This is a genomic window from Psychrobacter sp. 1176_08 (genome assembly GCF_052850615.1).
The window spans coordinates 122,137-145,056 of record NZ_VXCU01000005.1 but is presented as its reverse complement, the minus strand read 5'-3'; the positions used below and the strand labels follow the sequence as shown (position 1 = coordinate 145,056).

The following is a 22,920-nucleotide window of genomic DNA, read 5'->3' as shown; positions in this document are numbered from 1 at the left end:
TGTTGTCTCTACATGCTTATATGGAGATAAATTGAGGAAAAGACAAGGTTTTTTATAATCGATGCTCAATAAGCATGAATATTGTTAAAATCTCATACAAGTATTTTCGCAGTACCGAATGATAAGGATGAAATGACCAGGATTAGTTTTTAGCATGCATAAACTGTGCGACATAGTCATCGGCTGGATTGAGACGCAGCTCTTGCGGCGTACCCGTCTGTATCAAGCGCCCACCATTTAAGATGCTGATACGTTGACCGACTTTAATCGCTTCATCAATATCATGAGTGATAAAGACAATCGTTTTATTTAGGCGCTCTTGCAGCTCCAACAGCTGGTCTTGTAACTGAGCACGAATAAGGGGATCAAGCGCAGAGAACGCTTCATCCATCAGCAAAATCGGATTGTCCGTTGCCAAAGCACGCGCTAAACCAACACGCTGCTGCATACCTCCCGATAGCTCATCAGGATAACTGCGCTCTAAGTTAGACAGCCCCACCTCATTGAGCCAGTGCCGAGCCACGTCATGACGCTCTTTGACACTCATTTTACGCACTCGTAAGCCGTAAGCAACGTTTTGAATCACAGTCATATGCGGTACTAAGCCAAAATGCTGAAAAACCATGCTGACCGTTTGCTGGCGATAGTGTTGCAGCTCTTTATCATTGAACTCCAGTACGTTGACAGCAGAGGTCGAACGTTCAGTTTCTGCTACGTTTGCCGCATCTATCTGCGTTTTTTTTGCACTCGTCATGGGCTGACGATCGTTGACAATGCTTGTTCCGTTTGCAGACACCGTTTCTTTGGTAGCATGATGTGCGTTGATAGAAGTATCTACCCATATCTTGCCACTGGTTGGATCAATCAAGCGATTGATATGACGTATTAAGGTGGATTTACCCGAACCGGATAGTCCCATGATGCAATGTAGCTCGCCTGCTTTGACCGCGAGATTGATATCATAAAGTCCCACTGAGTAGCCTGTTTGCTCTTTTACCTTGATGCTGTCCATACCCTCTGCCAGTAACGCCAATGCAGACTGTGCTTGCGAGCTAGTGGCGTTATATATCTTACTGATATTTTCGAGCTGGATATGGTTCATCATTGTTCTCGCTGTTGGTATTATTTTATGAGCGTCGTTTTTGCAAATGTAACTTAACTTATTGACCTGGACTGTCTTTACCACTGATCAGATGCCTAACCAACTGGGCGTCTACCGGCTTCGATGGTTTTTTGGCGCGCACGTTTGCCTTGACCGAATGCCTGAGTGATACGGTCAATGATAATTGCTACAATGACAATGGCAGTACCTGCTTGTAAGCCTTGACCAATATTGAGCGTTTGTATTGATTGTAAGACATCTTCGCCAAGACCTGGTGCTCCAATCATAGAGGCCAGCACGACCATCGCAAGAGACATCATCACTGCTTGGTTAATACCTGCCATAATGCTCGGTAACGCTTGTGGCAACTTGATCCAAATCAGTAATTGTAAGTGCGTGCTACCAAATGAGCGCCCTGCCTCCACCATTTCATGATTCACTTGCGTGATGCCGAGCATGGTCAAACGAATGAGCGGTGGCAGTGCATAGATAATGGTGGCAAACAACGCAGGCACTTTACCAATACCAAATAACATCAATACCGGTATCAGATAAACAAAGCTTGGCATGGTCTGCATCACATCCAATATAGGCGTCACAATCCTGCGGAGTAACTGACTGCCTGACATGGCAATACCAATAGGGATACCAATGACCACTGTGACCAATACAGAGACAATTAGAAGCGCCAAGGTATCAATCAATGCGCCCCACAATCCGAATGCGCCAATCAAAAACAGTCCTGCACCGCATGCCAGCGCAAACCAAATTTTGCGGACGCCAAACCATGCAAGTATAGTCACCAGTCCAATAATTAACCATGGCGGAATGACGGTCAGTAAGCGCTCAATAGGTAACAATAAATATGTCAATGCCATGTGACTAATCGTGCGAAACACATCACCGTAGTTTTGGACGACATTTGCTAGCGTATTGTTCAGCGGCGTCTCAAGCGACCACGAAGGGAAACTTGAAGACAAACCCAATAGATTACTGTTGGTTGCTACCTTGTCAACACTAGCAGCTCCATCCAGACTAGTACCTAACTTATTCGCAAGATTGGTAGCCGCTTCTTCAGATACCCACTGTTGCCAAACGTTTGGGTTTTCACGTAAAAATACTAACGCTTGCTCTTCGCCGCTACGCTTATTTTCACTCATCTCCAAAATAGCGCCATTAAGCTCGTCTGAGGTAAACTGTACTTGTTTAAACACCTCTGCCAATTCAGGATTACTTGCGAGGAACGGCGTAGAGACCGCGATGCCGAGAGGTGACACAGGGAACCCAGAGACGCAATCAGCGGTACCATCTACTCGCAATAAATCTTGCCAGCAAGCATCATTGTGAGCAGGAAACGCTAATGGTGCAAAATCATACTTTGCCATCAGCCCTGTGGGCTGCCAATAATAAAATAGGAGTGGTTTATGCTGCTCAAAAGCAGAGGCAATCTCGGCATCAAGTGCCGCACCAGTACCAGGATGGGCATTGTTGAATGTACTGTCTAATCCCGTGTTTTTGAGCAGGCGGGTATTGAAAATCTCACACGTCCAACCAGAAGGACAGTTCATGAAGCGGGATTTACTTGGGTTTTCAGGATCCTTAAATAACTCAGCATATTTGGGCAGATCTTGGTAGCTGCGCAAACCAGGGTTTTCTTCTAGGACATACTTAGGCACATACCAGCCTTGGGTGGCGCCGCCTTTAAGCGTGTCACCAATGACCGCGACTTTATTCTCTTCGATGGCTTGCTCCATAATTGGAGAACGCCCTACCCACTGTTCACCGATGATTTGGATGTCATCTTGTGACAAGGCAGTCTCAAGCGCAGGGCCTGCGCCTGGCACTTCCTCAATTGTACAATCATAGCCATCTTCAGCGATATATTTGAGCACGCCAGAGATGAATTGGCCACTCTCCCACGTAAGTGCCCCAAATTTGATTGGCGATTCACAAGCGGCAGACGCTGATATGGGCAGTAACAGCATGCTCATCCACAGTACACTTAATGCAATCCATTGACGCATGCTCTGTCCTATTTATTATTTATATCAGTAGCAAAATGACTATTAATGTCACAGTCTTTTGGTCGTGCCACGCCTGCTCTCACTGTGACTCAAAACCCTCATTGCTCATTCATGTTTCTATTACTTATTTATGTAGGTGTTTTTCTACACTGTTTAAGCTTATCGACAAAATGTAGCGATTTATAACGTTGATAATAAATACTTATTCACTGGTTGTTAAGGTCATATTTTGATCTGTAACACTTATAGAACACTCACTATCAACTGTCGTGGCTCGTAAATATAGAATTTTTGGCAAAAAAATAGCACCGACTTGCGTAGATGCTATTGTGTATGGATCCATGGATTTGATACGGCTGTTTTACCATCGTCATTTTTATAGTTGCTTGAGAAGCAGTTACTTTAAAAATAGTTATTTTAAAAATAGCGCCATCGCTTTTTTAAATAATCCACCATAAGGAGGCAACAGCAGGTTCAAACCATTAAGCTTGGTTTGTACAAAAATAGGCTTCATATGGCTTAAACGCTCAAACCCAGCTTTGCCATGATAAGAACCCGTACCAGAATCTCCAACCCCGCCAAACGGCAAGTCATGCTGAGCCACATGCATAATCACCTCATTAATACATAGCCCACCAGACACCGTGTTATTGCGTACTTTTTCTATACCGTTTTGGTTATCACCAAAGACATATAGGGCCAAAGGTCGTGGGCGTGAATTGACAAATTTAATGGCATCATCTAGCGTTTCGTAATGAACGAGCGGCAAAATGGGTGCAAAAATCTCTTCTTGCATCATATCGCTATCAGACGAAGGCTCGCTCACAATGATGGGCGGCATCAGGCGCGTTTCAATATTTGCCTCAACCGATGTCAGCGGATGTATCTCAGTACTCGGTAACGCATCTAAATAGCCTTTGACTCGCTTAAACTGAGCACCATTGATGATACGAGAATAATCTGGGTTATGTTCTATATTGGGATAGTGCTTCGCCATCCATTCTTTTGCTAAGCTGATAAACGTTTCGTGATACTGACGCGGGACCAACACATAATCTGGTGCAATACAGGTTTGACCAGCATTCAAGGTTTTGCCCATCATCACACGATTGACGACCGCCTCCAAATTGGCATCCTCAAAGACGATCACAGGTGACTTACCACCAAGCTCAAGGGTCACTGGCGTTAGATTGGGCGCTGCTGCTGCCATCACTTTTTTGCCAACCGCTGTAGAGCCTGTATAAAGCAGATGGTCAAAAGGCAGCTCACTAAACGCCGCAGCGATATCAACCTCACCCAGCACCACACAAATCATGTCTGATGAAAAATAACGCGCAATCGTATCCGCAAATGTCTGGGCAAATTGCGGCGCAGCTTCACTCATTTTAATCATGATGCGATTGCCTGCGGTGAGCGCATCAATCATGGGTCCTATTGCCAAAAATAATGGATAATTCCACGGCACCATGATACCGACCACGCCCAATGGCTGCGGCTGAATCTCATTATGAGCAGGTCTATATAACGCTGAAATAGGCGCACGTTGCGCTTTCATCCATTTTTTGCCATGTTTTTTGGCATGGCTGATTCCAGTAAAGCTCGGAAATAACTCGGCAAACTGGGTTTCTGATTCACTACGATAGCCAAAATCGGCGCTGATCGCTTTAGCAAAACTTGCTTGATTGTCGCTCAGCATGATTTCTAAATTGTCGAGTTGCGTCTCACGAGTGACCCAATCGTTGATCGGCTGCGTACGACTCAATGTTTTTAAGTGAGAAAATTGCGCGTGCATCTCATCAATTGTCTTGGCGATACTCGGCACTTCGGGCACTTGGTACTGTATCAGATCAGTATTGGTCGATGTCTGATCATGGCTTGTTTGGTCGGTACTAATCATTTATCTTCCTTGTTATATATTGGCATTGATACGTTATATTGGGTAAGAGATGCCCTATTTCTAGGGACTATCCAAGTTAAAACACCCCATCAGTGATAACCTCTGAACCTATCAATATTACCGAGATCCTATTCATTATACTTCAATGTAGCGCATCGAATACTCAATGAACAGCACATTAAACTGACTGCTGCGTTTGTGACAAACAAGTATTCACTCAGTATATAAGCCAATGATACTACACTCTTTTGTTCCAATTATTCTATACGCATTTACAGTATCAAAAATAACCTGATAAGAGATATTTTTGGGCGTTGCTCTTTAAAACTGCTACACTGAATATCGGTAATTCATACTTCTAAATCTGACAATAATAAGACCTTCATTCTCATGCAAAACCCAATACAGCAACTCAATGACACACTGATTAGTAAATCCATCTTAGCAGCTGACTATGTACCGACGCTCGATGCCATGCTAGCACGTACCCTCGCGCGTATTGATTTAAAAAAACAACAAGGACAGCGTACACCTGACGAGCTATGGATCGTTGACCATAACGATGTCTATACGCTTGGACAAGCAGGTAAAGAAGAGCATATCTTGCAGCGTACTGATACGCCAATTATCAAAACCGATCGCGGTGGACAGGTCACTTGGCATGGTCATGGGCAACTGGTTATTTACTGGTTGTTTGATTTGGACAGTTTGAACTGGAGTGTGCGTAATCTGGTTTCTCACGCTGAACAAGCCATCGAAGACGTCATCAATGAATGTTTGGCGTCGTCGTCTTCGAACAGTGTCAATGATGATAATACTCATATCAGTGCGCATTCTCGCCGTGATGCGCCTGGTGTTTACTTGTATGCTGATATATCCAATCAGGTGACTAGTGATGCGTCTACGACATTCTCTCCCGATGATAAGATTATGCTGGGAAAAATGGCATCATTAGGCTTTAAAATTAAACATGGCTTTAGTTATCATGGTATTGCAATCAATTTAGATTGTGATTTGTCGGCATTCAATGCGATCAATCCTTGCGGATACGCGGGCATGCAAATGTTGCGTCTATCAGATTTTGTGTCCATGCATCGCGATGCTCAGGGACATGCATGTGACAGCCAAAATAATGAGCAAAATCGCTCTTCATTAAGCTACGATCAAGTCACACAAAAGCTCATTGATAATATTGCTAAGCGTCATGCTGGCCTAATTGAATTACGGGCAATTGCACCAAAATAACTCTTTGAGTCCATTTTTGCATAATATCTTGCACGCTTAGACTTAAGCATTATGAGAAAACTTGAAACAAACTTGTTATAATCGCAAGCGGAACAAAAATAAGGGGCAGCGACCATATTATTTAGATAGTATTATCGCGTTCGCTGATAAACCCTTTTCATTATTCAAACACTTAAAACAAAAGAAAATTGGAGTACTTCATGGCAGATTTTAATAAAATTCTAGATGCAGGCGACGTAGATGGCGGCATCATCAATGTAGTAGTAGAAATCCCAACTGGTAGCAGCCATAAAATTGAATGGAATCGCGAATTGGCGGTATTTGAGCTTGATCGTATTGACCCACAGATTTTTGCTAAGCCTTGTAACTATGGTTTTATTCCACAAACGCTTGACGAAGATGGTGATGAGCTTGATGCGTTGATTTTGACTGAACAACCTCTACCGACTGGCATCTTCCTAAAAGCCAAAGTCATTGGTGTGATGAAGTTCGTTGATGATGGCGAAGTGGATGACAAAATCGTTGTGGTACCAGCCGACGACCGTGATACTGGTAATGCATATAACAGCCTAGCCGATCTGCCAAAACAACTTATCAACCAATTAGAGTTCCATTTTAGCCACTATAAAGATTTGAAAAAATCAGGTACCACTGTGGTTGAATCTTGGGGTGATGTAGAAGAAGCCAAAGAAGTCATCAAAGAATCTATCCAGCGCTGGAAAGATCTATAATCTATCCAAGATTGATATTTATGCTCGTACAGATAAATATGATTCAAATACCGCCGTTACTATCGTGACTGCGGTATTTTTTTGCTTGAACGTTACTTATATAAAATGGTTATAATAAAACATTCTCTTTACCCCTATTGCACGCTGCTATAAGGAAAATCATGTTCAATCCTGATCCCAGCTCTAAATCAGCCAGTAAAAAACTGCCAAAAGCGGTCATCATGATGATCGAAAAAAATAACCTAGTCATGGCCATTAAGACATTGGCAGCCGATGAAAACATCAGTATGGATGAGGCCAAGGTACGAATTGATGCCTACGAAACCCAGCTAAAAGTACAGCAGCAGCAAAAACTCAATACCATTGCCAACAAACAAGGCATCTCTAATCACGCTATTAGCTTTGATAGAGAACAAGAACCTGATGAGGATGAAGACCCATTAGTAAAAAATCGTGTCAAAACCACCAAGTCACACCAAGACTTTCAAACATTGCAAACAGGCGTTGACACTCGGCTCAAAGATTTGGGCTATAAAAAACCACTGATACCTTATTGGCTAAAAAGAGTACTGGTCATTGCGGTGATTATGCTGGGTATGTTTTGGATATTATGGCGGGTGTTTGGGTAAGTGGCGTCTGTTAGTTTCTACCAATCTGTTTTAAGTAGTTCCAATATAGCGGTCTACTTTAAGTAGTCTGTTAATTGATTAAGAGGCATGTTTTGAAGGTACCCTTGGGGTATACCCTATAAAAACCCTATGCTTTATTTATAGAGAATTCGAGCTGCATTTTTACTTTTTAGAACTCACACATCTTTCCCATTCCTTCATAGGGATATAGTATTCATCAAGCTCAGTCTGATCTAAGTCGCTAACTGACCTCATATATAAACCAGGCCAACTATCTTCTTCAGAAATATAAGCGAAATCAATTTTAAAATTACGATCTTCATTTAAGACAATTTTAAACTGTGTCCAAGGTTCTTTATTGAAAATTAAGCATTGCTTCAAGTCTTCCATCAGCTTTCGTAAATCAAAGAAAAGATCATTTGTCATTTCTACATATTTAGGCCCTTCATTTGTTTCACATAGTAACTGAAAATCTTGATGTTCAGAATAAATACGTCCTCTAAAAACAATATTATTATCTTTCAGAGACATTACTGACCATAGCAATTCACCTATTTTTTGATAAATAATTTGATCATCTGTTTTCATGTCATTTTCCTGTATCAGTATTTTTTTTGATGCCTTAGCAATTGATAAATGATTTATTATTAAGACTGCCGCTGATTATTTCATAATTACTAAAGTTGCATCTAACACTAGAAGCTCGATGCCTGTATAGCGCACCAAACACGTTCCCATAACAGACGTTATTAAATATAAGGCTTAGCAGTATGTTGAATATAAACGATGTTATTAAGGTATCAAAAAATATTCAAGACGATATCAGAGCAGGTCATTTGGGTACTGTAGTACATATTTTTGATCAAAATCCCCCTATGTACTTAATTGAGTTTATTGATAATGAAGGCCGTACAACTGAAATGGCATCTCTAAAAGAAGAAGACATGAGCCTTTATTGGGTTGCCAGCACTGAAACATATGTCGAATAGTTAACGGTGAATTGTCCTGACTATTGATGACTACCTGATAACCTAGTCAAAAAACCATTAAGCCAAGCTCATTCAGTACACTCAGATGTACATTGATTCAATATAAAATCTATATCCATTGGAATCACGTGGGCTATAGCCGAAGATTCAAGTCCTCACTAGGGTACCGAACCAGTGAAGGACTGATTGGTTCGGTGTAGATATATCTTAATATAAAAATACCTGTAAGGCATTTAGTTTAGTTGGCTCATATCCTTGTCTATCAGAGTACAGTGGTCAATTTTAAATATTGGATACACATCAATAATAGTCAGTCTTTTAGCGTATAAATCCTGATAATTTAGATATTCTATAATGATCTGATTTTCATATATCATGACCCTCATCGCTCCTTCTTCATATATCTTAAATATTACTGCTTCATCTTGATATACATAAGCAGATATTGAGTTCTGCATATCACTGATAGAAAAAACCATTTTTTTATTTTGTGTATCAATGAATGTGGACTCTAGCAAACCATCATTATCTATATGACTCTCGCATCCAAACATTTTTATAAAATCTACATCTTTAGGATAAAAGAACGACATTTTCTTTCCTATGGTCAAAGTCTGTGGTCAATTAATTTCGTACAATTTAGGATAATAGACTAAAGAATGCTAATTATGTAGCCAATGCTTCGCTACCTGTATGGCAAACGGAATATGTTCCCATAACGGACGTTATATTAAATAGGTTTTGGATAGATTTTGATCAAGATAAACCACTAAGAGAAAAATGCTACCAACGCCCTACCCATTTATACTATACGAGCATTAATATAAATAGGTAAGGAATTAAAAAAGGATACCGTCGTATCCTTTTTTATGTCAGGACTAATAACAACATTATTTTAGTGATGCTCACCTGGAAGGATTCTAGCAAAGGCGCGCTGCGCCAAGTTTGGCTTACTGTCAGTTGTCTGCGCCGCTGTCGAGCTTGGAAAGATACGATAGCCAATTGACTGCACACCGACGTTAAATGCTGGCATCAAAGAATAGCTGGCTGAGGCAAACTTACCCATATTACTGGCAATACTGTTGGGCTTATGCACAATGGCTTTTGCGACCATCATTGCCGCTTCATCAGGCATCAGCGCTGGCATATAACGATACAATTTGGTTGGTGCAATCATTGGCGTGCGTACCAATGGCATAAAAATATTGGTCACTTTAATGTTATCGCCTTTGACTTCGGCCGCCAAACAGCGACTAAATGCATCTAGTGCTGATTTTGATGCGACATATGCGGCAAAACGAGGACTGTTTGCCAGTACGCCAATGGATGAGATGTTGACAATTTGACCCGTTTGGCGACCAATCATAGTCGGCAAAAAACCAAGAATTATTTTGACAGCACCAAAATAATTAATATCCATGGTGCGCTCAAAATCATGAAAACGATTGACAGACTCATGTACTGAACGACGGATAGAGCGCCCAGCGTTGTTCACCAATACATCAACATGCTTAAAATCTTCAAGAATCTTTTTACTGGTTCTCTCAATATCATCCATATCAGTGAGATCGCATGGATAATAGCTGGCCTTGCCACCAAGTGTTTCGATATTTTCTTTAACCGTTTTTAGCTTATCTTCAGTTCGAGCCAGCAAAATCACATGAGCACCACATTCACTAAGCAAAAAGGCGGTACGCTCACCGATACCGCTTGAGGCACCTGTAATGATAATATTTTTATCTTTAACGGTTTTGGTAATTTTTTTCTTAGAGGGATTAGCCATAAAAAGTCCTTTTTGTTGTCCTGTGCCTATATATGTTCAATTACAGCATAGCAAAAAAGTATATGATAAAGTGAATAAAACAACCAGCTCATCCAGTTAATTTGACTATTTTAAACGCGCATAAAGCTATATGAGCGTTTTTTGCGTATTTGGTTTTTGTTCACTATTGATGAGGAGTATCTGCCTTGCTTGAAGACCTTACCTACTATATTGATTTGGTGGCCAAAATCGTCGAGGTTATTGGTGTCTTAATTATGTTTTTTGGTCTATTTCTGGCTTTTTATCGAGGTATTTTTTCAACTCATGGATTTAATCATGATACTTATATCGAAGTTAGGCAAACGGTTGGTAAGTCAATTCTGCTAGGATTAGAGGTACTGATTGCTGCTGACATTATGGCCACTGTTGTCACAGAACCCACTTTGCGCAGTATTCTTGTATTAGGGTTTATCGTACTCATTCGAACGTTTTTGAGTCTGTCTTTACAAGTCGAGCTCGAAGGTCGTTTTCCGTGGCAAAAGGAAAAAACTGTACCCGAAAGCAACTCAGAGGCAAGTCATGCAATCAAACATGACAGCCCTTAATCTTTTCACCAACGTTTGATTACTCATGCGCGTGTAAAAAAGCTTCAACCACCTGAAACTGACCAGCGGTACTCTCTTCACTATACATTGCCTGTCTAAAGGCATTGGAGTTTGGAATACCGGTTGTGTACCAAGCGATATGCTTACGTGCTATCCGGCAACCCGAGTATTCACCGTAAAAATCATACAGTTCTTGTAAATGTGCCAGCACAATTTCTTTGATGTCGCTCACACTAGGTGCTTCCAAATTTTCACCTGTCTGCAAAAAATGTCCGATATCCCGAAATAACCAAGGCTGCCCTTGTGCTGCACGTCCAATCATCACAGCATCACAACCTGTCAACTCATAGACTTGCTGCGCTTTTTGCGCACTATCAATGTCTCCATTGGCAATCACAGGAATGCCGATACTTTCTTTAACGTCACGAATCAGCTCATAACGCGCTTCACCCGTGTACATGTCTTCACGCGTACGTCCATGAATCGCAATTGCCGCAATTCCCGCTTGCTCTGCCCGCTTAGCCACTCGTAAAATATTTTCACGTCCATTCTCAAAACCCAATCGTGTCTTTAATGTCACGGGAGCATCGACTGCATTCACTGCCGCATCTAACAAACGTGCAACCAAATCTTCGTCTTGTAGAAGCGCTGAGCCTGCCAGCCTACGACAGACTTTTTTGGCAGGACAGCCCATATTGATATCGATAATTTGCGCGCCATTATCAATCTGGTAACGAGCGGCTTCAGCCAGTTTATCTGGCTCGGCGCCTGCTATCTGTGCAGAAATAGGGGCTATCTCATTATCAAAATTGGCTCGATATAAAGATTTTTTGCGTGCATAAAGCGCCGTATCAGCGATGATCATTTCGCTGACCGCATGGCCTGCCCCAAATGATTTACACAATCGGCGAAACGGATTGTCTGTTACGCCTGCCATGGGTGCAACCATAAGACGATTTTCAATCGTCAAACCACCGATATTTAATGGCTGTAATAATGGATGGTCAGTAGCAGATGAAGACGGAGATACAACAGAAGAGTTATTAGACATAAAAAACGGCTTGTATCACGAGAGGGACAAGCCGTTATTCTAAGGAATCGTACATATAATGCAAGCTATTCACGTGAATAACTTGCATCGATGTACACTAAATTTTTAACAATAAGTCTTTATTTATCAAACACACTACCCTGTTCTAACGTGATATCTTCATCATGTTCTTGCATACGCCACGGCAGGCTGTCAGGTGCCATGTTTAAGAAGTGGAGATATTTTTCGAACTGATCAATGATGTCATTGATGATAGATTCCGATTGATAACCATACAAATCATAAGTTTGACCGCCTCGGCGCAGATACACCTCAGCACGATAATGATGCTCTTGTGGCACACCATCTGCCTTATCATCTATATAATAATTGGGCACATCATACTCAGACAAACGAACCTCATACCAGAATTCGACATTATCACCACGTCTTAACTCCAGCACAGCACGATTATTGATTTCATCATAATTGACATCAGGTAGCCAACCTGTTTCTGCAAATTTCTCTGCCACTTCATTCATCGATGTCAAAACTGTGCCTTTGATATAATTCAGCACCTTCTCACGTGTTGGCTGATTGGTCATGTAGTCAATACGATCACGCCATGCGTCGAGTTTGAGTAAGTGAGGCGGCAAATGATTGTCATTGGCCAAACTTTGATTGCGATGTCCTTCAATCCGTAGCGCTCGCCACATACCAAATGTTGAGATCAGTATAATAATGGCAAACGGTAGCGCGCTAACAATCGCTGCTGTTTGTAAGGCGCTTAAACCGCCCGCTATCAACAGAACCGCAGCAACTGCACCTTCAGTTAGAACCCAAAACGAACGTTGCCACCATGGTGTGTCACTACGTCCACCTGCCGCCAGCGAATCAATGACTAATGATCCTGAATCCGACGACGTTACAAAGAAGGTAATAATTAAAAGAACCGTCAACGAAGAAACAATCTGCGTGAATGGCAAGTTCTCTAATAATTTGAACAGAGCGATTGCTTGGTTATTTTGCACTTCATCAATCAATGACGTATAGCCATCGACCATGATCATATGTAGAGCAGTATCACCAAAAACGGCGAACCAGAAGAACGTAAAGAATGTTGGTACCAGCATTACACCAAGCACAAACTCACGAATAGTACGGCCACGGCTAATTTTGGCTATAAATAGACCGACGAAGGGTGCCCATGCAATTGTCCATGCAAAGATAAACAATGTCCAACTACCGATCCAATCGCTTGATTGATAAGCTTGCAAGCTAAAGGTACGCTCAACGATATTACCCAAATAGCTTCCCGTATTTTCCATGAAAGCATTTAGAATAAATATCGATGGACCAACGATAAATACGAATATCATCAATGCCGTTGCTAAAAGCATGTTTAAGATGGACAACCGCTTTACGCCCTTATCCATACCTGCTAACACAGATACTAAAGCAGCTGCTGTCACACCTGCAATAATGATGACCTGCACCGTCGTACTCACTGGCACCAGATTTGGTAGCAAATAATTTAGACCAGCGTTAATTTGTGCTACTGAGAGCCCTAAACTGGTTGCGATACCGAACATTGTACCCAAAATTGCAAACACATCTACCGTGTGACCGATAGGGCCATAAATTTTATCACCAATGAGCGGATATAGGGTTGAACGTACGGACAATGGTAATCCGTGACGAAAAGAGAAATATGCCAACGACAAACCTACTACGCCATAAATCGCCCAAATATGAAAACCCCAATGAAAATAGGCTATTTGCATGGCTTCTTTTGCCGCTTCAATCGTTTGCGGTGTAGATATCGGCGGACTGGCAAAATGTAATACAGGCTCTGCTACTCCATAAAACAGTAAGGCAATACCATACCCTGCAGAAAACAGCATAGCAAACCATTCAAGAAACTTATATTCGGCTTCAGCATGATCAGGGCCAAGTTTGATACTGCCATAAGGCGAAAACGCTAAGGCAATAATAAACAGTAAAAAGATAGCCACTGCCAACATATAAAACCAACCAAAAGTATCGGTGGTAAATGCTAGAACTGTACTAAATAAATCGCCAGCAGCTTCTGGATTAATAGCGGTGCCAATTACTAACAACAGCATAATGGCAGCTGCGGGTACGAATACTGGCAGTAAAATGGTGGAGCGAGGTAATTTATTCATGAAAAAATGATTCCCTCAAAAAATGAATAATAAAAGTAGCAACTCCTTCTTCAAGTGAGCACTAATAAATAATGTTAAATATGGAGCAAAGTTTATATAGGTGGCACAGTTTTTACCATAGTATGTCCCAAAACCCCAGATTATCACTGCTTTTGTAACAATACTTTAAGGAATATTACATCATGATTACCAAACAATAAAAAAGACAGCTATTCAGCTGCCTTTCGATTCATTATAAGAAAAACTGATTATTAGGCTAATAATATGCCTGAATACAATTAACTTTCAATAGCCGTAGCAAGCTTTTCAGCCATATCAGCCAGTTGATCATTCTCTACTTGTGTCACAGCATGACGACCCAATTCATGAATACTGGATGGTATGAGATGCACATGATAATGAAAAACGGTCTGCCCTGCTTGCGCGCCATTTAGCTGCATCTGAATGATACCTTCACGCTCAAATACTTGGCGCTGTGCTTGCATCACTTTTTTGCAAGTCATCAAGACGGCGGCGGCATATTCTGGCTCAAGATCTGCTAAATCAACAGCCCTTTGCTTGGGTATGACCAGTACATGACCTTCCGCTTGTGGCATGATATCCATAAAGGCGAGGGTTTTGTCGTCTTCATAGACTTTATGATAGGGAATATCACCACTAAGCATTTTTGCGAAAATGTTATTGTCATCGTAAGTCACTTGCTTATTATTTTGGCTCATATTTATTCCTTTATTAGTTTGATGTTAAATAATTCAGTAGGCTTTTCGAGTCATTGGACGGTCTTGAATATAGTGGACTAAACGTTATGTCAGTACAAGATATGATAGTGTGCTTCAAAGAAGCGATAAAGTCTATTCTCACTGTTGTTCGCTAATTTATTAGCGAGCTAGGTGCTTTAAATGTTATATTACTACCCTACTTTAAGAACACAATGCTTATGGATTCGTCTACTTTGCCCACTCAATCAAATATGAATGAGACTCCTACAAACGCTGATAATTTGGCGCCTAAATCTTTGTCAGAAAACGTTGTACCGACGAGTTTTGTACATACCGATTCTGTACATGGTAGCACTGAGAACGAAAGCGGTGTACAGACTATTGAGCCTAACGCTATCATCTTAGCAGAAGCCTTGACTGACAAAACCATCAGCTGGCAAATACACAATTGTAAGATCACCAAAAAGACAATCACACAAGATCTACCATTACCCTTTTTGTATCATTACGATAGCTTAGATGAGAGTATCAAGGCAGCCTACCCACTAACGCCTGCATTACTTGCCCAATTTAATACGCCTATGACGACTCATGAAGCCGCCACACTGATTGGTATCAACAAAGATGCCTTGTCTGATCCTTGGCATGTAAAAATCATCGGCTCATTGGTCGTGTTTAGTGAGGCATTGCAATTAGCTGTACGTTTGCATTGGACCAATACAGGTAAAGAGACCCAGCAGGTATATACTAAAAACGAAGCAGAAGCCGTTGTTGCCGCTTTTAAAGACTGGCAGTTTTTTGGTCGTGTTGATGTTCTTTATAAAAATGACAAACAGACGTTAGTGAGTATTGATGAACAACAGTCTCAGCCTGAATCGCTATTGACCATTAATGCTAGAAGTAATTATCAACAGCTTTTACCTGCTCATGCATTGGCAGCGATTGCGAAGCTAGAAGCGGACAAAGCAGATCTGCCTTGGTTTGATAAGGCTATTTTAGCGCGCCTTGAATAGTGTCTTTAACGTATTTTTGATTACATTCAAACCATTACCATAACTGAGCTATTTTTATTTATTCATAGCTAATGGTATGGTATTGACTTAGTATTATTCACTAGTCCTCACTCTCTATAAAAAGCAAACTATCCTCATCACACTTGAGGAAGCACTTTTAACAAACCTCGCCTATTTGTAAGGAATTTCACATGGATTATCGCTCAAAAACCTCTACTGGTGGTCGTAATATGGCAGGTGCTCGTGCACTATGGCGTGCAACTGGTATGACTGATGGCGACTTTGGCAAACCAATCATTGCCATTGCCAACTCATTCACCCAGTTTGTACCAGGTCACGTACATCTAAAAGACCTTGGTCAAATGGTCGCACGTGAGATTGAAAAGGCAGGCGGGGTGGCAAAAGAGTTTAATACTATTGCTGTCGATGATGGTATTGCGATGGGTCATAGTGGCATGTTGTATTCATTGCCAAGTCGTGACTTGATTGCTGATTCAGTAGAATATATGGTCAATGCACACTGTGCCGATGCGCTGGTTTGTATCTCAAACTGCGATAAAATCACCCCCGGCATGCTGATGGCGGCGATGCGTCTTAATATTCCAGTGGTATTTATTTCAGGCGGACCGATGGAAGCGGGCAAGATTTTAGCCAGCACCGTTGGTAAGAGTCACAACACCGATGGCGATGACAGTAGTGCCATCCGTAAACTTGACCTTGTTGATGCAATGATGGACGCGGCTGATGACAGCATTAGTGATGAAGATGTGGCCGCTATTGAGGCTTCAGCCTGTCCAACTTGTGGTTCATGCTCTGGTATGTTCACGGCCAACTCAATGAACTGTTTGACTGAAGCGTTAGGACTGGCCTTACCAGGCAACGGCTCACTACTTGCCACCCATTCGCTGCGCCGCGAGCTGTTTTTAGAAGCGGGTCGTACCATTGTCTCACTAGCCAAACGTCGCTATGAGCAAGATGATGACTCTGTATTGCCCCGCTCTATTGCAACCAAAGCGGCTTTTGAAAATGCCATGAGTTTGGACATCGCCATGGGTGGTTCAACCAATACGATATTGCATTTACTTGCTGCTGCCAATGAAGCCGAAATCGATTTCAAAATGGCTGATATCGACCGTTTAAGCCGCGGTGTGCCTTGTCTAGCAAAAGTTGCCCCTGCTTCGCAAAAATACCATATGGAAGATGTGCATCGTGCGGGCGGTGTCTTTGCACTACTGGCCGAGCTTGATCGTGCTGGATTACTAAAAACGGATGTGCCAACCATCCATAGTAATACCATGAAAGAAGCGATTGATAAATGGGATATCATGAATCCTGCTAATCATGAGGCGCGCGCACGCTTTCTGGCAGCACCTGGCGGTGTACGAACCACTGAAGCGTTTTCACAATCAAAAGAATGGTCAAATCTGGATGTCAACCGTGAATCCGGCTGTATCCGTAGCGCAAAACACGCTTACTCAAAAGATGGTGGTCTTGCGGTGCTGTATGGCAATATCGCTGAGCGTGGCTGTGTGGTCAAAACCGCTGGCGTCGACGAGAGTATCTTAACCTTCACAGGTCGTGCGCGTATTTTTGAGTCCCAAGACGATGCAGTTGCTGCCGTTTTAGACGACAAAATCGTTGCCGGTGATGTGGTTATTATTCGTTTTGAGGGACCAAAAGGCGGTCCTGGTATGCAAGAAATGCTCTATCCAACAACCTATCTCAAATCAAAAGGGTTAGGAAAGCAGTGTGCGCTACTGACGGATGGTCGTTTCTCTGGTGGTACCTCAGGTCTATCGATTGGCCATGCCAGCCCTGAAGCCGCTGAAGGCGGTGCTATTGGTCTGGTTGAAGAAGGCGATACCATTCATATCGACATTCCAAACCGTACTATCAATATGCAAGTAAGTGATGCAGAGATAGCAGCTCGTCGTGACGTGATGGAGGCTCGTGGTCGCGATGCATGGAAGCCTGTCAGTCGTGAACGTTATGTGACGCCTGCTCTGCGTGCTTACGCTGCCATGACGACCAGTGCTGATACTGGCGCAATACGCGATGTCAGCCAAGTAGAGCGTTAAGCCAAACAGCTATTTATAAGTCTTACCTTATAAATTGTTAGAAAATCCTTATAGAAGTATGTAAAGCCTGCACTATGCAGGCTTTTTTTTCACCAAAAAACAACACAGCTGTTGTTTTGATAACGATTTTTTGCGACATTTGAGTCAATTTATCGTCATGATAAGCAGGTCTCCTACTTCTTATGGCAGACACCTCCATTATCTAAATATATCCACGTTACGTTTAATAACCAATCATTATCAGTTGCTCATTTTGTACATTTGCAAGCCTTAAAAATCCTATACCGGTGCATGAAAACCTTATGATAGAAAACTATAATTTATTCTTATTAATCTGCGGTGTCGCCTTTTTATTCGGCGCCCTGTTTCCTATTATTTTTAAAAAGACCCCTATTTCATTACCCATGTTACAAGTCACTTTAGGAGTGATAGTAGGCTATTTTTGGATCACTCTTACTTTTTTAGATCCTATTGATAATGGCGTGATTATCGAGAAGCTCACCGAGTTTGTGGTGATTGTTTCGTTAGTCAGCGCTGGTATTAAAATTGACACCCCTTTAAGTTGGCGATTGTGGCGTCCTACGACACGCCTTTTGCTCATTACCATGCCGATCGGTATCTTTTCGATGGCGGTATTAGGCTATTATGCCTTTGGTCTTACTTTAGGAGCTGCCCTCTTACTCGGCGCAGTCCTAGCACCTACTGATCCTGTTTTGGCTTCTAGTATTCAAGTAGGTCCACCCAATACAGGCGGTGAAGACACACCACGTTTCGCGCTAACCTCAGAAGCAGGGTTGAATGATGGATTGGCCTTTCCTTTCGTGTATTTGGCCATAAAGATAGCAGAAGCATTTAGTGAGGGTAATGGTATTACCAGTGAACTGCTTTGGGAATGGTTCACTCACGACGTACTGTGGAAAATTGGTGCGGGATTGGTGACGGGTATTATCGTTGGTAAGGTCATGGCCAAAATGGTATTCTCGAAACATACCAAAGACACAACCATCTCACAAGGTTATGTCGTCATTGCTCTCACCTTAGTCGCTTATGGACTAGCAGAATTCGTTCATAGTTATGGTTTTATCGCTGTGTTTATCGCCGCATTTGCCTTCCGACGTTCAGAACACAAACACGCATATCATGAAAAGCTACACGACTTTGCAGAGCAATCAGAAGGCTTGCTGATGACTTTGGTGTTGGTCACTTTTGGGATATTTTTGGGTCAAGGATTGCAATCTGGGGTTGAGCTAACGTGGCGCGTATATATCGTCAGTTTTGCTTTCTTATTATTCATACGTCCGATTGGTGGTTTTATTGCTCTTTCAGGGTTGAAGCTTCCTCGTACCGAAAAATATGCAATCTCAGCACTAGGTATCCGCGGTATTGGCACCTTGTACTATTTGGCTTATGCACTCAATCAGGGATTTTTCGGCGAGGAAGATGCACTCAAACTATGGGTCGTGTGTTCAGTTGTTATTTTAATTTCGATATTTATGCATGGTCTTAGTGCCAACAGACTGCTTAAAATGGTACCAAACAAGACCTAGTAAATGAATATTATCAGCTCATGTTAACTGGCTAAGCGCGTCTCATTGATCAGAAGTAGTACAGCTTCTGTTAATGCGAACTGACGAATATCATTTAGCATGGTGGTATCGAAGTTATGAATAAAAGCGAATGACAATTGACGTGAGGGGTCACACCAGGCAACTGAGCCGTTATAACCCATGTGCCCAAACCCTGATGTTTGAGGCTTGAGTGCCTCGTCAGCACTTTTATCATGGGTGCACAAGGTAAACAACCGATGATAGCCCAAGCGCCATTGCATCGAGGCTGGCATAACGGCATCTGGACCTGTCACTTGCGGTGTAGAGAGCTGCTGAAAGGTTTTATGATCAATAAGCGTCTGTCCTTGCCACTCACCGCCATTTGCTAACATGGCATAAATAGTCGCTAGCGCATCTGCTGAGGCAACACCATTGGCAGCTGGAATGACTGCTTGTAATGTCTCACGCTTGTGATAGTCAATCGGTTGTTTACTGGCAGGTATGAGTGCTGCCTTGTAGTTTCTTAGATTGAGCTGACTGGTATCAAAGTACAGACGAGTGATACGCGCTGTGTCTAGTTTTGGCAACTCATTATGCTCATCAGAGTCTACTGTGTTCTCATTATCCATGGTCTTCTTATTGGCTACAGCCTGCTGCCGCCAACACGAATAACTGGGTAGATTTTCATAAGTGCGTAAGGTACTTAAAGAATCAGGTTTTAAAACAGGCTTACGATTGTGACGTTTATGACGTAGTAATGCGCCCTCATTCTCTGACGCATCAAAATCTTGAACCAGCGTTGCTACCTGCTCTACTTTGCTATCAGGTACGCCAAAATAGCAGCTGTCTGCAATACCCAAAGGCTCTGTTAAGTAATGTCTCAACGCTTTGGCTAACGACATATTGGTGACAGCCTCTATTACACCGCCTAATACCCAGCCGTAGACCAAGGCACTATAAGCGCTATCATAAGCTGCTGCATTTGTGGGTGATATGATGGGCATAGCCGCCACTTTTTCTAACATAACAGACCAGTCAAGCATTGTTTCGCTATTGGCATCAATGCTTTGAATAGAGAACAAATTTGCCTGATGCGATAGCACACTACGCAAAGTAATGTTTTCTTTACCATTTGCTGCAAATGCTGGCCAGTAGCCAGCAATAAACGCATCATAGTTCAGCAATTGTTTTGAAACCAATACATGTACCAGCGTTGCCAGCACCCCTTTACCAGTAGAAAAATTGATCGCCAACGTATCAGGCTGCCATAGCATATTCGAGCGCGCCATACCTGTGCTTGCCTTGGCAATACACTTTCCCGCTTGATAGACCACCACAGCGCCGCCTGCTGGTCCATCTTCTAATTGCAAATCGGTTAATATTTGTTGTAGGCGCTGCTGAAATTCTGAATTAATCTGTTGATCCACGCTCTGATTGTTCTCTTTGTGGTGGTCAGTCATGGTGGCTTTGCTCCATTTTTATAAAATAAAACACAATGTATTATCATTTGAGATTGAACGGCCCTATGATAAACACAAATCAAACATTTACCCATAAAAAAGGCCACCTAGTGGTCGCCTTTTATTATCAAACGATGATACATGAATGAAGTATTGGCTTAGCGTGGTACAAGCAAACGCTTAAAAACCTCATCTTCAAGTTTCGTCAAGCCATGACTACGACCACGTTCCATTGCTGTATCCATCTTACGACCACGTAACCAGCCCGCACGCAAAGCAATCGCTGCCCCTACTCGATTCCCAGACCCGCAGTGTACGGCTATTTTTTTGCCATGATGTTGCCGCAAGATATTATCAAATGCCAGTATTTTGAGCTGCTTTAAATCGGCAGCACCGCTAATTGGTAAGTGCTCGTAACCCATGCCTGCGCGCTCAACTGCAGCGGCTTCATCAAAGCTTAACTCTTCGTCCGGTTGCAAGTTGATCACTACGTCGATTCCCGCTTTTGCTAACGCTGCTACTTTTTCTTCGTCAAGCGCACCACATACGACAGTGTTTGCATCGGGACGAAAGTACGGCTCAATAACAGAAGCAAGATCGATGCCATTGTCAGCATGAACAGAATCGTCATTAATCAAACTGTCGCTGCTCACATTTTCACTCGTAGAACTATTGTCAGTCACGTTGTCATTAGCAGCTATATTAATGGCTACTGAACTGTCTCGCTGATCTTTGCTTGTAGCATTGTCTTGTAAACTGATGTCTTGTGAGCTAGTGTCTTTTGGACTGGTATTTTGTGAAGTCATAGTTATAAATTGGTTCGTTAAATATGGCTATATAAAATAAGAGCTGTCTTACGCTATTTACTACCACTCTGTAAGGTAACAGTGCCAGCCAAATGTGGTTTGTCATTTTTTGAGCTGTACAATCCAAATTGGCAATTATCTTCTGCACTCTCAAGCTGTGAGACTGGATCAGCAATCAGCTCAACCTCAGCTGGCAAAAATATCGGCAGCTTAAATGACACATCAACGGTACAAGCATCAGGCAATTCATCCATCATAGCAAGACATTTGGCCTTTGACCACATACCATGCGCAATCGCTTTGGGGAACCCAAAAGCACGAGCTGACAACGGATGCAAATGGATAAGGTTAAAGTCACCTGAAACAAATGCATAACGACGACCGATATCTTCTGGCACTTCAAAAATACTATGCACGCCCTGCTCTTTAACTATTGGCTTAACCGTTGCTGAACGTGGCGCACTCTTTTTATCTTTGCTGCTACTGGGTTTTTTGCTGCGTGATAGGTAAGTTGATGTTCCTTCCCAAATCACCTCATCTTCTGATTTGACTGTGGTCACAAAGTCAAATTGTTGACCTTGAGCATGGTCACGTAAATTATCAAAAGCCACCGATAGCGCCACTGTTTCGCGCTCACCGATAGGACGATATTGGGTAACACTATTGTCAACGTGTACTAAGCCTAACATAGCAAACGGAAACGGTTCTTTGACCATCATATTCATTTGTAGCGCTTGAGACAGTACAGAAAAATACGTAATAGGGACTTTACCATTGTTAGCAAAACCGCAAATCTTTCGGTAATCGTTTAAGTTTTCTTGATCAATATGCAGATCATCGACATGATAGGTCGCTTGCGGCAGCTGATCTTTACTAATTTTGCCGCTATTACCCATAGGCAGTAAACTTTTTACAATATTGGCGTAGGTAGTATGCGCTTTTGGCAACGCATCATAATGTTTGTCTGACATAAATAAATCCTAAGTGGGGCTTGAACAAATTTTCTGTGTGCATGTAAAGATACTATAGATACGTTGACTAAAGCCTATCGATGCGCAAAATAGCAAATCCTGCGTTTAATCAATCGTACAAGTGGC

At 42.2% G+C, this 22,920-nt stretch carries 20 protein-coding genes; 8 read left to right on the top strand and 12 right to left on the bottom strand.

What is annotated here, in order from left to right:
* Positions 1 to 142: 142 nt before the first annotated feature.
* The 3 genes from FW759_RS08130 to FW759_RS08120 form a co-directional block, all read right to left on the bottom strand.
* The gene (locus FW759_RS08130; protein ID WP_446442760.1) at positions 143 to 1,102 is read right to left on the bottom strand and encodes an ATP-binding cassette domain-containing protein; all 960 of its coding nucleotides are present in this window, start codon (positions 1,100 to 1,102) and stop codon (positions 143 to 145) included.
* 95 nt (positions 1,103 to 1,197) lie between these two features.
* Positions 1,198 to 3,126 (bottom strand): glycine betaine ABC transporter substrate-binding protein, encoded by a 1,929-nt coding sequence (locus tag FW759_RS08125; RefSeq protein ID WP_446442678.1) that lies wholly within the window; start codon positions 3,124 to 3,126, stop codon positions 1,198 to 1,200.
* 412 nt (positions 3,127 to 3,538) lie between these two features.
* Positions 3,539 to 4,918 carry a coniferyl aldehyde dehydrogenase gene (locus tag FW759_RS08120; protein ID WP_446442759.1) on the bottom strand — a complete coding sequence of 460 codons (1,380 nt, stop codon included), beginning with the start codon at positions 4,916 to 4,918 and terminating at the stop codon, positions 3,539 to 3,541.
* A 495-nt stretch (positions 4,919 to 5,413) separates the two neighbouring features.
* Between FW759_RS08120 and lipB the strand changes: the two genes are divergently transcribed.
* From lipB to FW759_RS08105, 3 genes are all read left to right on the top strand, one after another.
* Positions 5,414 to 6,268: a lipoyl(octanoyl) transferase LipB gene (gene lipB, locus FW759_RS08115; protein WP_443509422.1), complete on the top strand. Its 855-nt coding sequence runs from the start codon at positions 5,414 to 5,416 to the stop codon at positions 6,266 to 6,268.
* A 200-nt stretch (positions 6,269 to 6,468) separates the two neighbouring features.
* The gene (locus tag FW759_RS08110) at positions 6,469 to 6,999 is read left to right on the top strand and encodes an inorganic diphosphatase (RefSeq protein WP_443567460.1); all 531 of its coding nucleotides are present in this window, start codon (positions 6,469 to 6,471) and stop codon (positions 6,997 to 6,999) included.
* 161 nt (positions 7,000 to 7,160) lie between these two features.
* Positions 7,161 to 7,628: a hypothetical protein gene (locus FW759_RS08105; RefSeq protein WP_062844320.1), complete on the top strand. Its 468-nt coding sequence runs from the start codon at positions 7,161 to 7,163 to the stop codon at positions 7,626 to 7,628.
* A 162-nt stretch (positions 7,629 to 7,790) separates the two neighbouring features.
* On the opposite strand, the gene FW759_RS08100 is transcribed toward FW759_RS08105, so the two are convergent.
* On the bottom strand, positions 7,791 to 8,216 hold the full coding sequence (locus FW759_RS08100; protein ID WP_443515203.1) for an immunity protein YezG family protein: 426 nt from the start codon (positions 8,214 to 8,216) through the stop codon (positions 7,791 to 7,793).
* A 182-nt stretch (positions 8,217 to 8,398) separates the two neighbouring features.
* Between FW759_RS08100 and FW759_RS08095 the strand changes: the two genes are divergently transcribed.
* A complete protein-coding gene (locus FW759_RS08095; protein ID WP_193011768.1) occupies positions 8,399 to 8,617 on the top strand; it encodes a DUF4926 domain-containing protein in 219 nt (72 codons plus the stop codon).
* A 233-nt stretch (positions 8,618 to 8,850) separates the two neighbouring features.
* Here the strand turns inward: FW759_RS08095 and FW759_RS08090 are convergent, their stop codons facing one another.
* Together FW759_RS08090 and FW759_RS08085 are read right to left on the bottom strand one after the other, a co-directional pair.
* A complete protein-coding gene (locus FW759_RS08090) occupies positions 8,851 to 9,210 on the bottom strand; it encodes a hypothetical protein (RefSeq protein ID WP_446442677.1) in 360 nt (119 codons plus the stop codon).
* Positions 9,211 to 9,512: 302 nt separating this feature from the next.
* On the bottom strand, positions 9,513 to 10,400 hold the full coding sequence (locus tag FW759_RS08085; protein ID WP_131392189.1) for an SDR family NAD(P)-dependent oxidoreductase: 888 nt from the start codon (positions 10,398 to 10,400) through the stop codon (positions 9,513 to 9,515).
* A gap of 185 nt (positions 10,401 to 10,585) precedes the next feature.
* Here FW759_RS08085 and FW759_RS08080 point away from each other — a divergent pair, with 185 nt between their 5' ends.
* Positions 10,586 to 10,984: a DUF1622 domain-containing protein gene (locus tag FW759_RS08080; protein ID WP_062844315.1), complete on the top strand. Its 399-nt coding sequence runs from the start codon at positions 10,586 to 10,588 to the stop codon at positions 10,982 to 10,984.
* 19 nt (positions 10,985 to 11,003) lie between these two features.
* On the opposite strand, the gene dusB is transcribed toward FW759_RS08080, so the two are convergent.
* The 3 genes from dusB to FW759_RS08065 all read right to left on the bottom strand — a co-directional run bounded on the left by dusB (position 11,004) and on the right by FW759_RS08065 (position 14,919).
* On the bottom strand, positions 11,004 to 12,035 hold the full coding sequence (gene dusB, locus FW759_RS08075; protein WP_446442676.1) for a tRNA dihydrouridine synthase DusB: 1,032 nt from the start codon (positions 12,033 to 12,035) through the stop codon (positions 11,004 to 11,006).
* A 119-nt stretch (positions 12,036 to 12,154) separates the two neighbouring features.
* Positions 12,155 to 14,200, bottom strand: a complete 2,046-nt coding sequence (locus tag FW759_RS08070; RefSeq protein WP_062844314.1) for a BCCT family transporter — start codon at positions 14,198 to 14,200, stop codon at positions 12,155 to 12,157.
* A 278-nt stretch (positions 14,201 to 14,478) separates the two neighbouring features.
* Positions 14,479 to 14,919 (bottom strand): HIT family protein, encoded by a 441-nt coding sequence (locus tag FW759_RS08065; protein ID WP_446442675.1) that lies wholly within the window; start codon positions 14,917 to 14,919, stop codon positions 14,479 to 14,481.
* Between the two features lie 218 nt (positions 14,920 to 15,137).
* Between FW759_RS08065 and FW759_RS08060 the strand changes: the two genes are divergently transcribed.
* The 3 genes from FW759_RS08060 to FW759_RS08050 all read left to right on the top strand — a co-directional run bounded on the left by FW759_RS08060 (position 15,138) and on the right by FW759_RS08050 (position 19,557).
* Positions 15,138 to 15,932 carry a hypothetical protein gene (locus tag FW759_RS08060; RefSeq protein WP_446442674.1) on the top strand — a complete coding sequence of 265 codons (795 nt, stop codon included), beginning with the start codon at positions 15,138 to 15,140 and terminating at the stop codon, positions 15,930 to 15,932.
* Positions 15,933 to 16,123: 191 nt separating this feature from the next.
* Positions 16,124 to 18,010, top strand: a complete 1,887-nt coding sequence (gene ilvD, locus FW759_RS08055; RefSeq protein ID WP_095568609.1) for a dihydroxy-acid dehydratase — start codon at positions 16,124 to 16,126, stop codon at positions 18,008 to 18,010.
* 302 nt (positions 18,011 to 18,312) lie between these two features.
* A complete protein-coding gene (locus FW759_RS08050; RefSeq protein ID WP_446442673.1) occupies positions 18,313 to 19,557 on the top strand; it encodes a cation:proton antiporter in 1,245 nt (414 codons plus the stop codon).
* A gap of 23 nt (positions 19,558 to 19,580) precedes the next feature.
* On the opposite strand, the gene FW759_RS08045 is transcribed toward FW759_RS08050, so the two are convergent.
* The 3 genes from FW759_RS08045 to FW759_RS08035 form a co-directional block, all read right to left on the bottom strand.
* Positions 19,581 to 21,017 (bottom strand): serine hydrolase domain-containing protein, encoded by a 1,437-nt coding sequence (locus tag FW759_RS08045; RefSeq protein ID WP_446442672.1) that lies wholly within the window; start codon positions 21,015 to 21,017, stop codon positions 19,581 to 19,583.
* 158 nt (positions 21,018 to 21,175) lie between these two features.
* Positions 21,176 to 21,823 (bottom strand): phosphatase domain-containing putative toxin, encoded by a 648-nt coding sequence (locus tag FW759_RS08040; protein ID WP_446442671.1) that lies wholly within the window; start codon positions 21,821 to 21,823, stop codon positions 21,176 to 21,178.
* Positions 21,824 to 21,876: 53 nt separating this feature from the next.
* Positions 21,877 to 22,794: a MaoC family dehydratase gene (locus tag FW759_RS08035; protein WP_446442670.1), complete on the bottom strand. Its 918-nt coding sequence runs from the start codon at positions 22,792 to 22,794 to the stop codon at positions 21,877 to 21,879.
* Positions 22,795 to 22,920 lie beyond the last annotated feature (126 nt).

What these genes read in the sequence shown, in the direction of transcription:
- FW759_RS08130 (WP_446442760.1), bottom strand. Translation starts at nt 1,102, where the DNA reads ATGAACCATATCCAGCTCGAAAATATCAGTAAGATATATAACGCCACT.
- FW759_RS08125 (WP_446442678.1), bottom strand. Translation starts at nt 3,126, where the DNA reads ATGCGTCAATGGATTGCATTAAGTGTACTGTGGATGAGCATGCTGTTA.
- FW759_RS08120 (WP_446442759.1), bottom strand. Translation starts at nt 4,918, where the DNA reads ATGCACGCGCAATTTTCTCACTTAAAAACATTGAGTCGTACGCAGCCG.
- lipB (WP_443509422.1), top strand. Translation starts at nt 5,414, where the DNA reads ATGCAAAACCCAATACAGCAACTCAATGACACACTGATTAGTAAATCC.
- FW759_RS08110 (WP_443567460.1), top strand. Translation starts at nt 6,469, where the DNA reads ATGGCAGATTTTAATAAAATTCTAGATGCAGGCGACGTAGATGGCGGC.
- FW759_RS08105 (WP_062844320.1), top strand. Translation starts at nt 7,161, where the DNA reads ATGTTCAATCCTGATCCCAGCTCTAAATCAGCCAGTAAAAAACTGCCA.
- FW759_RS08100 (WP_443515203.1), bottom strand. Translation starts at nt 8,216, where the DNA reads ATGAAAACAGATGATCAAATTATTTATCAAAAAATAGGTGAATTGCTA.
- FW759_RS08095 (WP_193011768.1), top strand. Translation starts at nt 8,399, where the DNA reads ATGTTGAATATAAACGATGTTATTAAGGTATCAAAAAATATTCAAGAC.
- FW759_RS08090 (WP_446442677.1), bottom strand. Translation starts at nt 9,210, where the DNA reads ATGTCGTTCTTTTATCCTAAAGATGTAGATTTTATAAAAATGTTTGGA.
- FW759_RS08085 (WP_131392189.1), bottom strand. Translation starts at nt 10,400, where the DNA reads ATGGCTAATCCCTCTAAGAAAAAAATTACCAAAACCGTTAAAGATAAA.
- dusB (WP_446442676.1), bottom strand. Translation starts at nt 12,035, where the DNA reads ATGTCTAATAACTCTTCTGTTGTATCTCCGTCTTCATCTGCTACTGAC.
- FW759_RS08070 (WP_062844314.1), bottom strand. Translation starts at nt 14,200, where the DNA reads ATGAATAAATTACCTCGCTCCACCATTTTACTGCCAGTATTCGTACCC.
- FW759_RS08065 (WP_446442675.1), bottom strand. Translation starts at nt 14,919, where the DNA reads ATGAGCCAAAATAATAAGCAAGTGACTTACGATGACAATAACATTTTC.
- FW759_RS08060 (WP_446442674.1), top strand. Translation starts at nt 15,138, where the DNA reads ATGGATTCGTCTACTTTGCCCACTCAATCAAATATGAATGAGACTCCT.
- ilvD (WP_095568609.1), top strand. Translation starts at nt 16,124, where the DNA reads ATGGATTATCGCTCAAAAACCTCTACTGGTGGTCGTAATATGGCAGGT.
- FW759_RS08050 (WP_446442673.1), top strand. Translation starts at nt 18,313, where the DNA reads ATGATAGAAAACTATAATTTATTCTTATTAATCTGCGGTGTCGCCTTT.
- FW759_RS08045 (WP_446442672.1), bottom strand. Translation starts at nt 21,017, where the DNA reads ATGACTGACCACCACAAAGAGAACAATCAGAGCGTGGATCAACAGATT.
- FW759_RS08040 (WP_446442671.1), bottom strand. Translation starts at nt 21,823, where the DNA reads ATGACTTCACAAAATACCAGTCCAAAAGACACTAGCTCACAAGACATC.
- FW759_RS08035 (WP_446442670.1), bottom strand. Translation starts at nt 22,794, where the DNA reads ATGTCAGACAAACATTATGATGCGTTGCCAAAAGCGCATACTACCTAC.